General features: G+C 69.3%; 11 protein-coding genes. 4 read left to right on the top strand and 7 right to left on the bottom strand.

Translation table 11 applies throughout. The features are described 5' to 3' along the window. Positions 1–114 precede the first annotated feature (114 nt). The 3 genes from IPT68_RS10650 to IPT68_RS10640 all read right to left on the bottom strand — a co-directional run bounded on the left by IPT68_RS10650 (position 115) and on the right by IPT68_RS10640 (position 3,267). A complete protein-coding gene (locus tag IPT68_RS10650) occupies positions 115–1,869 on the bottom strand; it encodes an NAD+ synthase (RefSeq protein ID WP_189696890.1) in 1,755 nt (584 codons plus the stop codon). Between the two features lie 89 nt (positions 1,870–1,958). Continuing rightward, positions 1,959–2,585 (bottom strand): DUF305 domain-containing protein, encoded by a 627-nt coding sequence (locus IPT68_RS10645; protein ID WP_189696891.1) that lies wholly within the window; start codon positions 2,583–2,585, stop codon positions 1,959–1,961. Between the two features lie 19 nt (positions 2,586–2,604). Beyond that, positions 2,605–3,267, bottom strand: a complete 663-nt coding sequence (locus IPT68_RS10640; protein ID WP_189696892.1) for a DUF3105 domain-containing protein — start codon at positions 3,265–3,267, stop codon at positions 2,605–2,607. A gap of 172 nt (positions 3,268–3,439) precedes the next feature. Here IPT68_RS10640 and IPT68_RS10635 point away from each other — a divergent pair, with 172 nt between their 5' ends. Beyond that, positions 3,440–3,892 (top strand): RrF2 family transcriptional regulator, encoded by a 453-nt coding sequence (locus tag IPT68_RS10635; RefSeq protein WP_189696893.1) that lies wholly within the window; start codon positions 3,440–3,442, stop codon positions 3,890–3,892. Between the two features lie 225 nt (positions 3,893–4,117). On the opposite strand, the gene IPT68_RS10630 is transcribed toward IPT68_RS10635, so the two are convergent. Further along, a complete protein-coding gene (locus tag IPT68_RS10630; RefSeq protein WP_189696894.1) occupies positions 4,118–5,314 on the bottom strand; it encodes a globin domain-containing protein in 1,197 nt (398 codons plus the stop codon). 317 nt (positions 5,315–5,631) lie between these two features. Between IPT68_RS10630 and IPT68_RS10625 the strand changes: the two genes are divergently transcribed. Both IPT68_RS10625 and IPT68_RS10620 read left to right on the top strand, forming a co-directional pair. Further along, complete coding sequence (locus tag IPT68_RS10625) at positions 5,632–6,993, top strand: glutamine synthetase family protein (RefSeq protein WP_189696895.1); 1,362 nt, start codon at positions 5,632–5,634, stop codon at positions 6,991–6,993. A gap of 1,055 nt (positions 6,994–8,048) precedes the next feature. Continuing rightward, positions 8,049–9,257 carry an epoxide hydrolase family protein gene (locus IPT68_RS10620; protein WP_189696896.1) on the top strand — a complete coding sequence of 403 codons (1,209 nt, stop codon included), beginning with the start codon at positions 8,049–8,051 and terminating at the stop codon, positions 9,255–9,257. Positions 9,258–9,790: 533 nt separating this feature from the next. On the opposite strand, the gene IPT68_RS10615 is transcribed toward IPT68_RS10620, so the two are convergent. From IPT68_RS10615 to IPT68_RS10605, 3 genes are all read right to left on the bottom strand, one after another. After that, on the bottom strand, positions 9,791–10,366 hold the full coding sequence (locus tag IPT68_RS10615; RefSeq protein ID WP_228040364.1) for a hypothetical protein: 576 nt from the start codon (positions 10,364–10,366) through the stop codon (positions 9,791–9,793). Positions 10,367–10,377: 11 nt separating this feature from the next. After that, on the bottom strand, positions 10,378–11,805 hold the full coding sequence (locus IPT68_RS10610; RefSeq protein ID WP_189696898.1) for a sensor histidine kinase: 1,428 nt from the start codon (positions 11,803–11,805) through the stop codon (positions 10,378–10,380). A 167-nt stretch (positions 11,806–11,972) separates the two neighbouring features. Then, entirely contained in the window at positions 11,973–12,662 is a 690-nt protein-coding gene (locus IPT68_RS10605; RefSeq protein WP_189696899.1) for a response regulator transcription factor, read from the bottom strand. Between the two features lie 184 nt (positions 12,663–12,846). Here IPT68_RS10605 and IPT68_RS10600 point away from each other — a divergent pair, with 184 nt between their 5' ends. Continuing rightward, positions 12,847–13,755: a DUF3152 domain-containing protein gene (locus IPT68_RS10600; RefSeq protein WP_322734597.1), complete on the top strand. Its 909-nt coding sequence runs from the start codon at positions 12,847–12,849 to the stop codon at positions 13,753–13,755. Positions 13,756–13,997: the final 242 nt, after the last annotated feature.

The following is a 13,997-nucleotide window of genomic DNA, read 5'->3' as shown; positions in this document are numbered from 1 at the left end:
GGCGCAACGCCCTCAAGGAGAGGGCGGGGCCGTATCAACCTGGGGTTCCGCCGCGTGGGCGCGACCAGCCCTCACGCACCGGCACCCGGCGATGGACGGCAACCCGCCCCGGCGTCACGCCGTCTCGCGCCACCCGTTCGTGATCGGCAGCCGCCGGTCCTTCCCGAAGCCCTTCGGCGAGATCTTCGTCCCCGGCGGATACTGCCGCCGCTTGTACTCGGCCGTGTCCACCATCCGCAGCGTCCGCGTCACCAGCTCACGGTCGAACCCGGCAGCCACGATCACGTCCGCCCCCTCGTCCCGGTCCACGTACCGCTCCAGGATCGCGTCCAGGACGGGGTAGTCCGGCAAGGAGTCCGTGTCGACCTGCCCCGGCCGCAGCTCCGCGCTCGGCGGCTTGCTGATGGAGTTCTCCGGGATCGGCGGCGTCTCGCCCCGCTCCTCGGCCGCCCGGTTGCGCCAGCCGGCCAGCCGGAAGACCGACGTCTTGTACACGTCCTTGATCGGCCCGTACGCGCCCACTGAGTCTCCGTACAGCGTCGAGTAGCCCACCGCCAGCTCCGACTTGTTGCCCGGCGCCAGCACGATGTGGCCCTCCTGGTTGGAGATGGCCATCAGGAGCGTGCCGCGCAGCCGGGACTGCAGGTTCTCCTCGGCCAGCCCGGTCAGCCCCAGCGACCCCATGTACGCGTCGAACATCGGCTCGATCGCGACGGTACGGAAGTTCAGCCCCGTCCGCCGCGCCAGCTCCGCCGCGTCCCCCTTGGAGTGCTCGGAGGAGTACTTCGACGGCATGGACACGCCGTACACGTTCTCCGCCCCCACCGCGTCACAGGCGATCGCCGCCACCAGCGCGGAGTCGATACCGCCGGACAGCCCGATGAGCACCGACCGGAAGCCGTTCTTGCGCACATACGCCCGCAGGCCCGTCACCAGCGCCGAGTACACCTCCTCGTCGTCGTCCAGGCGCTCGGCGTACCCGCCCGTCCGCTCCGGCTCGTACGCCGGCACCGGCTCCTCGGACAGCACCAGCCGCTCGATGCGCAGCCCGTCGTCCACCACGCCGTCCGGGGCGTCGGGGGAGGCGGCCGGCAGATCGAGGTCCAGCACCAGGCACTCCTGCGCGAACTGCGGTGCCCGGGCCACGACCCCCCCGTCCCGGTCGACCACGATGGAGTCGCCGTCGAACACCAGCTCGTCCTGCCCGCCGATCATGGCGAGATACGCGGTGGTGCAGCCGGCCTCCTGGGCGCGCTTGCGGACCAGTTCCAGCCGGGTGTCGTCCTTGTCGCGCTCGTAGGGCGAGGCGTTGACGGACAGCAGCAGCCCGGCCTTCGCCGAGCGCGCCGCCGGCACGCGTCCGCCGTCCTGCCAGAGGTCCTCGCAGATCGCCAGCGCCACGTCGACACCGTGCACCCGCACGACCGGCATGGTGTCGCCGGGCACGAAGTAGCGGAACTCGTCGAAGACGCCGTAGTTCGGCAGGTGGTGCTTGGCGAAGGTGAGGGCCACCTCGCCGCCGTACAGCACCGCCGCGGCGTTCTGCGGGGCGCCGGCCGGCTGGCCGAACCTCGGCTGCGCGGTCTCACTGCGGTCGAGGTAGCCGACGACCACGGGCAGCTCCCCGAGGCCCTCCTCGGCGAGCCGCGCCGCCAGCGAGCGCAGGGCCGCTCGGGAAGCCTCGACGAAGGAGGAGCGAAGCGCCAGGTCCTCGACGGGATAGCCGGTCAGCACCATCTCCGGGAACGCCACGAGATGCGCTCCCTGCTCGGCGCAGTGCCGGGTCCGGCTGAGGATGGTCTCGCTGTTCCCGGCGAGGTCGCCGACGCGCGAGTCGATCTGGTTCAGGGCGAGACGTAGTTGAGGCACGCGCCCAGTGTAATCGTCAGAGCGACGCGATGGGGGGTGGCGTGGTGTGGGCCACCCCACGCCGCACACCGGCGCCGTACGGGTTCCGGCTAGGACCGGGCCTTCGCGCCCCGCTCCTTCAGCATGTCCGCCATCAGCCGGATCTCCGACTGCTGCCCCTCGACCATCCCCCGCGCGAGCCGCTTCTCCACCTCGACCGTGCACCTGTCGGCACAGCCCTCGGCCATGTGCATGCCGCCCCGGTGATGGTCCGTCATCAGCTGCAGGTAGAAGACCTCGGCCTGCCTGCCGTTGAGCCTGCCGAGCCGGTCCAGCTCGGTGTCCGTCGCCATCCCCGGCATCAGCGCGCCGTCCTCGCCGGAGACCATGCCGCCCATGCCCATCCAGTCCATCGGCGCCGCCGACACCTTGGGCAGCTCCCACAGGTCCAGCCAGCCCAGCAGCATGCCGCGCTGGTTGGCCTGCGTCTGCGCGATGTCGTAGGCGAGGCGCCGCACCTCCTCGTCGTCGGTGCGGTCGCGCACGATGTACGACATCTCCACGGCCTGCTGGTGGTGCACCGCCATGTCGCGCGCGAAGCCCGCGTCCGCGGAGTCGGCCGAGGGCGCGCCCGTGTCCGAGCCGCCGTCCTCGGCGACCGCGTAGGTGATCCCGCCGACCGCGACGAGCAGCGCCGCCGCGGCCCCGGCGATCCATCCGGCCTGCGCGTGCCTCACTGTTCCCGCCTCGCCGCCGTCACTGCGCCAGTCCGCCGGTGCAGGCGGCGCCCGGCTCGGGCGTCTGCTTGCCCTGGACGTACGTCGCGAGGAACTTGTCGACGTTCGGGTCGTCCGCGCCGGTCACCGTGCGCTGGTGGCCCCACGCCGACAGCATGATCGGGTTCTTCTGCTGCTCGACCGGGCTCATCAGCGTGTACGGCGTCTTCTTCACCTTCTCCGCCAGCGCGTCCACGGCGGCCTGGTCGGCCTTGCTCGTGTACGTCACCCAGACCGCGCCGTGCTCCAGCGAGTGCACGGCGTTCTCGTTCGGGATCTCCTTGGCGTAGACGTCGCCGTTGCAGTTCATCCACACCTGGTTGTGGTCGCCGCCGACCGGCGGCACCATCGGGTAGCTCACGCTCTTGCTGACGTGGTTCTGGGTCAGCTTGCCCTGCCACGTCCTCACGCCGTCCGCGCCCGTGACGAATTTACCGGTGGTCTTCGAGTCACCGGCGCTGTCGGAGTCGTCGGACTGCGACTGGACGAGCACGACACCGCCGACGACCAGACCGGCGACGACCACCGCGCTCGTCACGATGGTGAGGATGCGGTTGCGCCGGTCGCGGGCACGCTCCGCGCGCCGCATCTCCTCTATGCGCGCCGTGCGCGCCGCGGTGCTGCTCTTCTTGGCGGAACCCATCAGACGTGTCCTTCGAGAGAGAGAGGGGGCGAACGGACGGAACGGGTGGGGCTCGCTGATGGTAATGGGCAACGGGCGCCGTGCCGTAGGGAGGTCACGCGAAGAGCAGGAGTCGGCCGGGGGCGGGCCGGCAAATTTGGAATCCGTAATGCGTATTACGTACCCTCATGGTATGCGGCTGCTGCGCTCCACCGACCTCGCCCTGCGCGTCCTGATGCGACTCGCCGTCGCCGCCGCCGCCGACAACCCCACCACCAAGCAGGTCGCGGCGGACATGGACGTCCCCTACACGCATGCCGCGAAGGTCGTCGCCGAGCTGCAGCACCTGGGCCTGGTCGACGCCCGTCGCGGCCGGGGCGGCGGGCTCACCCTCACCGAGCGGGGCCGCGCGGCCTCCGTCGGCGCGGTCGTCCGCACCTTCGAGGGCGACGGCGACGTGGTCGAGTGCGAGGGGGAGAAGCCCTGCCCGCTGCACTCCGGCTGCCGGCTGCGGGGCGCCCTGCGCAGGGCCCAGGAGGCGTTCTTCGCGGCGCTCGACCCGATCACCGTGGCGGACATGGTGACCGCCCCGACGGGCCCGCTGCTGCTGAGCCTGCCCCGGGTACGGGCGGCGACGGACGACTGACCCGGCCGACGGGAGCCGGCCGGGTCGCGGGTCCGCCTGCGCTGTCGTACCCGGGTGCGGGCGGCGACGGACGACTGACCCGGCCGACGGGAGCAGCCGGCCGGGTCGCGGGTCCCCTGCGTTGTCGTCGTACCGGCCGCGAACGGGGCACACGCACGGCGGCCACAACTGCCGGACGGCACCCCGGCGGTCGGTCGCCGAGGTGCCGTCCGGCAGCGACGCGAATCAGCGCGCCGAGGCGGTCTGCGCCAGCCACAGGTCGGGACCGAACACCTCGTAGTGGATGTCGGCCGGCGCCACGCCCTTGTCGATCAGCTGGGTGCGCACCGTGCGCATGAAGGGCAGCGGGCCGCAGAGGTACGCGCGCGTACCGGGCCGTACGTCGACGCCGCCCAGGTCGACCAGGCCGGTGCGGTGGCCGGGCTCGGCGTCGCGCTCGTAGAAGAGGTGCACGCCGGCGTCCGGCAGCTTTTCCGCGTAGGACTCGTGGTCGGCGCGCAGGGCGTGGTCGGCGGGCGAGCGGTCGCCGTGCACGACGGTGACCGGGCCCCGGTGGCCCCCGGCGGCGAGATCGGCCAGCATCGCGATCATCGGCGTCACACCGATGCCCGCCGAGGCCAGCACCAGCGGGGTGTCCGTACCGGCGTCCAGGACGAGGTCGCCGGACGGCTCGGAGAGCTCCAGGACGTCGCCGACGTCCACGCGCGCGTGGAGGTGGTTCGAGACCTCGCCGTCCGGTTCTGCACTGCCGTGCACGCGCTTGACGCTGAACTGGCGCACGCTCTCGTCCGGGGCGCCGGACAGGCTGTACTGCCGTATCTGCCGGGCGCCGTCGGGCAGGGTGACGCGGACGGAGACGTACTGCCCGGCGCGGAAGGCGGCCACCGGCCCGCCGTCGACCGGGCGCAGCCGGAAGGTGACGACGTCCCGGGTCTCCACGACCCGCTCCACGACCTGCCACTCCCGTGTGCGAGCGCCGCCGCGCTCCTCGTACAGCCGCTTCTCGATGGCGATCAGCGCGTTCGCCATCAGCCAGTAGACCTCGTCCCAGGCGGCGGCCACCTCGGGCGTGACGGCGTCGCCGAGGACCTCGCCGATGGCGGCGAAGAGGTGCTCGTGCACCACGGGGTACTGCTCGGGGGTGATGCCGAGGGAGGCGTGCTTGTGCGCGATGCGGCCGAGCATCGCGTCGGGCCGCTGGTCCGGGTGCTCGATCAGGAACGCGGCGAAGGCGGCGATGGAGCCGGCCAGGGCCTGCTTCTGGGTGCCGGACGCCTGGTTGCCGCGGTTGAACAGATCGCGGAGCAGTTCGGGGTGGGCGGCGAAGAGCCGGGCGTAGAAGCGCTCGGCGATCTGGCCGATGGCGGCGCCGACGGCGGGGAGGGTGGCGCGGACGGTGGCTGCGGACGGTTCGGACAGCATCTCGACTCCTTCGGGCTCGACTAATGGCACGCTATGAAAACTTGCATCCGAGATGCAAATTAAACGGACGTGGTGTCGATCACTCCGCGCCGCCGTGGCCGGGGTGCGTCCCATGGGCATTACGGATGCGGGCGTCAGCAGGCAAGATGGGCGACAGCGCAGTACACCTGCCGTACGAGAGCCGTTCAGGCCGTGGACGCTCGGGCGATCGGGACGCGCAACGCGCATGAAATGGTGTTGTGGTGGGATGCTCAGGTGCCCGACCGTCCCGTGCGCGGGAATCAGGCGCCTGACCAGCAAGGATGGGGAATCGGAAGATGGACAAGCAGCAGGAGTTCGTGCTCCGGACCTTGGAGGAGCGCGACATCCGGTTCGTACGCCTGTGGTTCACGGACGTGCTGGGCTTCCTGAAGTCCGTGGCCGTGGCCCCGGCCGAGCTGGAGCAGGCCTTCGACGAGGGAATCGGCTTCGACGGCTCCGCGATCGAGGGCTTCGCCCGGGTCTACGAGTCCGACATGATCGCCAAGCCCGACCCGTCCACCTTCCAGGTCCTGCCGTGGCGTGCGGAGACGCCGGGCACGGCCCGCATGTTCTGCGACATCCTCATGCCGGACGGCTCCCCGTCCTTCGCCGATCCCCGTTACGTCCTCAAGCGCGCCCTTGCCCGCGCCTCCGACCTGGGGTTCACCTTCTACACCCACCCGGAGATCGAGTTCTTCCTGCTGAAGAACAAACCGGTCGACGGCACCGTGCCCACCCCCGCCGACAACTCCGGCTACTTCGACCACACCCCGACCAACGTCGGCATGGACTTCCGCCGCCAGGCGATCACCATGCTGGAGTCGATGGGCATCTCGGTGGAGTTCTCCCACCACGAGGGTGCCCCGGGCCAGCAGGAGATCGACCTGCGGTACGCCGACGCGCTGTCCACCGCCGACAACGTCATGACGTTCCGCCTGGTCATGAAGCAGGTGGCGCTGGAGCAGAACCTCCAGGCGACGTTCATGCCGAAGCCTTTCTCGGAGCACCCCGGTTCGGGCATGCACACGCACCTGTCGCTGTTCGAGGGTGACCGGAACGCGTTCTACGAGTCCGGCGCCGAGTACCAGCTGTCGAAGGTCGGCCGCTCCTTCATCGCGGGCCTGCTGCGGCACGCGGCGGAGATCTCGGCGGTCACCAACCAGTGGGTGAACTCGTACAAGCGCATCTGGGGCGGTTCCGAGCGGACCGCCGGCGCGGGTGGTGAGGCGCCGTCGTACATCTGCTGGGGGCACAACAACCGGTCCGCGCTGGTCCGCGTCCCGATGTACAAGCCGGGCAAGACGGGGTCCGCCCGCGTCGAGGTGCGCTCGCTGGACTCCGGGGCGAATCCTTACCTCTCCTACGCCGTGCTGCTGGCCGCGGGCCTCAAGGGCATCGAGGAGGGCTACGAGCTGCCGCCGGGGGCCGAGGACGACGTCTGGGCGCTGTCGGACGCGGAGCGGCGGGCGATGGGGATCGAGCCGCTGCCGCAGAACCTGGGGGAGGCGCTGTCGCTCATGGAGCGCAGCGACCTCGTCGCCGAGACGCTGGGCGAGCACGTGTTCGACTTCTTCCTGCGCAACAAGCGGCAGGAGTGGTACGAGTACCGGTCCGAGGTGACGGCGTTCGAGCTGCGGAAGAACCTGCCGGTGCTGTGAGCGCAGGTGAGGGCGGGTACCTCGCTGAACCGACGCACAGGGCCGATGGTGTGGGCCGTCGACCCTGCCGCGTCTCACTGCTCCTGGGCCGTCCCTGGGTCGTTGGAGGCAGGGCGGCGGAGGGTTTGTCGGTGAGCGGAAGCAGGGCGCTGCCTCAAGTTTCTCCCCGTGGACAAAGCCCCGGCTGCGCTCCTGCCTTCGGCCCGCTCCGGGCGCGCTGCGCCGACGCGCGCCCACAGTGGACAGGGCCGGAGGCCACGAGGTGATCACCGGAGAACGGCAGCACGTCACAGCAGTGCCTCCGGCGGGGGCGCTCAGCCCGGGATCGGCCGGGGAACCGTACGCGAGTGCAGGCCTGTGGAGGGCGTGTGCCGTGGGCCCCCCATTCCGTCCGCCGTCGGCGCCGGCACAGCGGAGCAGGCGCGGCCCTGAAGGAGGGGGTCGTTCGTACAGGGGCGCTCCACCTGGACGCCAGGAACCACGCCTGCTCCACGGCCGGGATGGCAGCCTCCGTTCGCGCGGAGGACTCCTACGCTGCACGCCGCACAGCGACGCAGGCAGCGGGTCCGATCGCAGACCTGCCCGCCTGGTTCGTGCTGTCGTGTACGCCGTCACGAGCCGGGCGGCTTGTGCCCAGTGTCGTCATCGCCCGTATCACTCTGACCGTTGGCAGGTTCCCAATTGCTTGAGAATGGCAAGTGAGTGATGTGGGAGGCCGAGATGCCAAGCGTCGCCGGATCCTCGAAGTCTTCTTCGGTGGCCCGCCTCGTCGAGTAGGGGAAGTTCGGCCTGCTGTGCGACTGCTACGGACGCATTTCCCTTGCCGCGACCAGACCGTACGTCCATGACTGGCCGGCAGTTCGCCAGGTATCGACCAGCCGGTTCTTCCGACATGCACGCAATGCTCCCTTTGCCTAAACTTGCGTAGCGTAAGTGTCGCTCGTCGCCGCTAAGCGCCTCCCACCGACGTATGCAGCCAGGGGACTCCTTCCTTCCCGCGCGGGGCGCGGTACGCCATGGCGCACCGCGTGGGCTACTGCGCAAAGGAGAGTCAGATGTCCGACTCCTCTGAACCAACGGCAGTCCGCCCCTTCACCTTTGAGTTCTCCGACGAGGAGCTCGAGGAACTGCGCCGGCGTGTCCGGGAGACACGTTGGCCGGAGAAGGAGACTGTCGACGATCAGTCGCAGGGCACGCCCTTGGCCACGCTGAAGGAACTGGCGCGGTATTGGGCTGAGGAGTACGACTGGCGCAAGGTGGAGGCGAAGCTGAAGGCTCTTCCGCACTATGTCACCGAGATCGACGGACTGGACATCCACTTCATCCACGTCCGCTCCGAGCACGAGGACGCCCTGCCACTACTGGTGACACACGGCTGGCCGGGCTCGGTCATCGAGCAGTTGAAGATCATCGACCCGCTCGTCGACCCCACGTCCCACGGCGGGGAGGCGTCCGACGCGTTCCACCTCGTAGTGCCCTCGATGCCTGGCTACGGCTTCTCCCAGAAACCGACAGCGCCAGGTTGGAACCCCAAGCGGATGGCGGCGGCCTGGGCAGAGCTCATGAAACGCCTGGGGTACACAAGGTACGCGGCGCAGGGCGGCGACTGGGGTGCGATCGTCACTGAACAGATGGGGCTCCAGGAGCCTGAAGGCCTGATCGGCTTCCACACCAACATGGCCAACGCGGTACCGCCCGACATCATGACTGCAATCGAAGGCGGTGCCCCCCTGCCCGCCGATGTGTCCCTCAGCCCAGAAGAGAATGAGGCCGTCGAGCAGCTGCGATCGGCCTACGCGGATGTCCCCTACGCCTACGAGATGGGCACGGCCCCCCAGTCACTCGCCGGTCTGGTCGACTCGCCCGTCGGCCTTGCCGCCTTCATGCTCGACCATGACTGGCAGAGTCTGGAGATGATCTCCCGGTCCGTCGCCGGAGAGCCCGAAGGGCTGACGCGCGACGACGTCCTGGACAACATCACCCTGTTCTGGCTCACGAGGTCGGCGGTCTCCGCAGCGCGCCTGTACTGGGAGAACGCCAGGGCCGGTATCTCGTTCTTCGGCGCCAAGGGAGTCAAGCTGCCCGTCGCCGTCAGCGTCTTCCCCACCGAGATGTACCGCCCTCCGCGGAGTTGGGCCGAGAAGGCTTACCCGAACCTGATCCACTACAACAAGCTTCCCAAGGGCGGACATTTCGCTGCATGGGAGCAGCCGGAGTACTTCGTCGATGACGTCCGCACAGGCCTTCGACCGCTCCGCCATTGACTGGGTACGGCCTTGACGTTCGGCATTCGGTGGGGGCAGTGGGAATGCCACCCCCGCTGCTCCCGTCGAATGCCGAGGGCCTCGCCTCGGTGGGGGTGAGTACTTCCTCAGGGGGAGTGGAACTGCCGCTCACTGGCAAACGGTTCGGGGTACAGCGAAGCTCCCGGCGGACAAGGTTGCTCCAGGGCGAACAACCCATCTACCAGGAGCTTCGCTGCTCGGTCACCTCAAACCACTGCTTCGCCCGCCGTTTCACGGCTGAAGTTCGAGTTGCTGCCGGACCATGCGGGCGAGTTCGGCTGTTTGCGACAGCTGCACCGACTCGCCAGCAGCTACGCACCGCTTCCGCCTTGGCTCGATCGTCCCGGTGAGGCGCCGGCCGCGACTACCCCGTCTGCACCGCAGGACGACTGGATATCGGTTCTCGTCCAAGACAACCACTGCAGACCGTGACGGATCCGAGAGCATGAAAGAGGGTGCAGATGAGTCGAACAAGTATCTCTGCCAGTACCGGGACCATGCCCGGGCTCCTCCTACGGCTGCGGAGGGTCGGGACACGAGTCGTCCGACTGCCTCATCGTCCATCCGTCCCCGAGCACACTGACGCTCGTGTGTGTGGGGGAGCGTTGCGCATCGAGGGGTGGAGCCGTATGGGCGGCGTCCTGATGCGTGGCCGCGGGCAGTGGGACAAAGGACCCACGCGCGTGAGCCACCGTGCACGCCAGCTGCAGCATGGCCGGCTGGCTGAAGGGAGCGACATCGTTGGGGAGCTTGATGGAGACGTCCTTCCCGCCGCCGACCGTCACGGCCGGTGTATCCGCCAGGCGGGGCAGCTCCGTGGTGGCGGTGACGGCCTCGCTTCTCGTCGGTCCGCCGAACAACTGGTCCACGACGTTCCCGAGGTCCGCGGTATCGCCGATCTTGCGGGGATAAGCCGTCGGATCACCGTCGTCCAGGAAATAGAGGAAGACAACGCCCGGCTCGGAGGGCTTCGGGCGGGGGGAGTACATACCGCTCGCCGGTTCACCGGCCTGGATGACGTCGGACGGGGGAACTCCACACGCCGTCAGCGTCAGTGCGGCCGCGAGGCCGACCAGCAACGCCGTCACGCGCCGGCCCTTCACCGGGCACCCGCGGTGAAGTCGTGGTCGGCGGCTGCGATGTCGGTCTGCAGGGGGAGTTCGACCGTGAACGCCGCTCCGCCGCCGGGACGGTTGGCGGCGCTTATGCGTCCTCCGTGCAGGTGCACGTTCTCCGCCGCAATGGCCAGGCCGAGTCCGCTGCTCTCGCTTCTGGTTCGTGTGGTGCTCGCCTTGTAGAAGCGCTCGAAGATGTGCGGCATGGCTTCCTCGGTGATGCCCGGTCCGTTGTCGGTCACCTCGATGACGGCCCACGCCATGTCCGCTCGCTCCTGTCTCACGCCGATGGCCAGCCGCACCGGCGGGGCCCCGTGCCGCAGCGCGTTGCCGAGCAGATTGGCCATCACCACGTCGAGCCGGCGCGGGTCCACGCGCGTGCGAAGTGTGCCCGGTCGGGGCAGGTGGGTCTCCACTCGGCCGCGCCACCCCCTGGCGGCGAGGGTGCGCTGTACGAACTCGGCCAGGTCGATCTCGTCCAGACTGAGTTCGGCCGCGCCGGCGTCGAAGCGGGAGATCTCCATCAGGTCGTTCACCAGCACACTCAGCCGACTGGTTCCCTCGCTGATCAGCCGCAACGCTTCCCCGGCATCCCGGTTCAGATGCGGCGCGCTCGCGTCCAGCACGTCGGTGACCGCCGACATCGCCGCCAACGGCGTCCGCAGTTCGTGGGAGACGTCCGCGACGAAGCGACGGGCCTGGGCCTCCAGGCGGCGCAACTCCGCGACCGAAAGATCCAAGGCCGCCGCCATGTGGTTGAAGGACCGCGAGAGGTCTGCCAGTTCGTCGGAACCGTTGACGACCAGCCGGACGTCGAGGTGTCCTTCGGCCATCCGACGTGTCGCCCGGCGCAACGCCCGTACCGGACGCAGTACGCCGCTCGCGGCCAGCAACGCCAGGACGACGGCAAGGCCGAGCGCCACCAGGGTGGCGTGCTCGATGGCGCTGACCATCGCTTCGACATAGGCCTGTTCGGTGGCCTGCGGCACCACCAGGTACATCACCATCCCCGAGAGCCTGGACTCCGTGCCTTCGCCGCTGTTGTACGTGACCGGCATTCCGACGACGAGGTAGGGACGCCCGTCGGCGTTCACCCGCTGGAACACCGCGGCGCGTGTGGTGTCCACGGACCGGCGCAGTTCCGGGCTGAGCATGTCGAAGTCGGCGTGCGGCGCGTAGGCGCGAAGACTGCCGTACGTGGCCAGGACCCGCCACCCTTGTGACTGGTTGGCCCGGAGTACCTGGTGCACCGCCTTCTGCAGGTGGCTCCGGCTCGGCGCCGGGGGAATGTCCACCACCACGGCGTCGACGCTGGTGCGGAACTGACGTATGACGGAGTCCTGGCTCTGCTGGAGCACCCCCGTGCGTGCCTCCCGGAAGGCGACGGCTCCGGCACTCAGGGCACTGGCCATGGCCACCAGGACGAAGGCCACCACCAGGCGGGGGCGAAGGCCGCGCAGCGGAAGCGGGACCTTGGCCAGGACCGACCGACAGGATCTAGCCGGCCTGGGGACCGGCTCGGCTGCGACGGACTCGCGCTTGCCTACGTGCCTGCGTGCCCGCAGGGATCTCTGGCCGCTCACGGGGAACCGAAGCGGTAACCGAAGCCGCGTACGGTCTGTATGTACCGGGGATCCCCGCCGAGCTCGCCGAGCTTGCCGCGCAATCGCTTCACGCAGGCGTCCACGAGCCGGACGTCGCCGTAGTAGCTGTGCTCCCAGACGGCTTCCAGCAACTGCTGGCGACTGAAGACCTGGCCGGGCGAGGCCGACAGGGTCAGCAGCAGCCGAAGCTCGGAGGGGGCGAGCGCGACGGGTTCTCCACGGTAGGTCACCACGAGCCCGGCCCGGTCGATCACCAGCTGACCGTGTGACTCCGCCCTGGGCCGGACGGCGCCGGAGACCGACGCGTCCTGCCGGCGCAGTACAGCCCGTATTCGGGCGTCGAGCACCCGGGCCTGCACAGGCTTGACCACGTAGTCGTCAGCGCCCGCCTCGAGCCCCACGACCACGTCGATGTCGTCGCCCTTGGCAGTCACCATGATGATCGGCACCTGGTCGCGATGCCTGATCCGCCGGCATACGTCGAGACCGGACATGCCGGGCAGCATGAGGTCGAGTACGACGACGTCCGGACGGAAGGGACCGAGCTGCTCCAATCCCTCTTCACCCGTTTCGGCGGCGAGAACGTCATGCCCTTGGTGTCGCAGTCCCAGCTGGACGGCTTTACGGACATCTGGGTCGTCTTCGACAATAAGGACTCGTGGCACTTCGCCAGTGTAGGCAGATCGCGTTGGGCCGCCCGCCTGCGAAGGAGCCCTCTCGGGAGCTGTGACAGAAGGGTCACATCGGCGTGCCGCCGACAGGCAACGCCACCCGACCGACCGCGCGACTGCTCGTTACCGGTTCGTGATGGTTCGAACTCGTGGCGATCATCTGAAATCCCCAGTTTGAATGGCCATGCACTCGGCACGACAGCGGGAATACGCACCAACCACTGGCAGCGCCGTGGCCTCCCACCGCGGTGGCCGTCACCGGGCCTCGCGCCGCCGGGGCCGGAAGTACCTGGGCGGCACCCTGGTGGCCGCGGGCCTGCTCGGCTCCGGCGCGCTCTTCCTTGACCAGGGGCGAAGCGACCCGTCGAGCGGTGCGCCGCACCCACGGAGCGTGCCACCCGTCACCCCCACGCCGGCTTCCACGACCACGCCGGCTTCCACGACCACGCCCGCTCCCACGACGACGCCCGCTCCGACGCCCAGCCCCACCCCGACGCCCAGCGAGATCGACGTTCCCTCGACGGGCGTCGGCACGTTCGTCCCGGCGCAGGCCGGCGGTGCGAAGGTGGGCCAAGGTCCGCGTCCACTCCGGTACGTGGTGAAGGTCGAGACCGGCCTCGACATCTCGCCGACCCAAGCGGCGGACGAGATCGCCGACATACTCGCCGCCCCCCGGGGCTGGACCCACAACCCGGCCTACTCGTTCCAGTTGGTGAGCGCGGGACAGCCTCATGACCTCACCGTCACGATCGCGACACCGGGGACGGCGGACGCCCTGTGCTGGGCGGGCATCCAGCAGGACACCGGAGGCGAATACAACTGCGAGGTCCCCGGTGGGGTGGTGGTGAACCTCAAGCGGTGGGTCAAGGGCTCGCCCACGTTCGACGGTCCGATTCATGATTACCGGGCGCTGATCATCAACCACGAGATGGGGCACTTCCTGGGCTACACGCACAGGACCTGCGCGGGCCCCGGCCAACTGGCCCCCGTGATGATGCAGCAGATCAAGGGCCTCCACGGATGCATCGCCAACGCCTGGCCCTACGACGAGAACGACCACTTCGTCACTGGGCCGCGAGTGCCGTGAATCGGCGACAACCAGGCTGCCCAGTGGTCCGCGGGAGGCAGCTTGAACGAGCCGCGTTGACTTGGTGGTACACGCAGGGCTCAGAACCGGCTGTTACCACTTGGTCATCGTCCGAACCTGTGGCCATCACCTGCGGACGCCAATCTCGAACTCAGGTGACACCCCGAGGTCGTGAAGGCCGGGCCGCCCATGGTGCCGTGCTCCGCCGCTCTGATGCCGTCGACATGGGCACAGGCCGCGAC

Origin of the sequence: Streptomyces chromofuscus (assembly GCF_015160875.1) — a bacterium.
GTDB lineage: Bacteria > Actinomycetota > Actinomycetes > Streptomycetales > Streptomycetaceae > Streptomyces > Streptomyces chromofuscus.
This window is presented reverse-complemented; position numbering and strand designations above follow the sequence as displayed.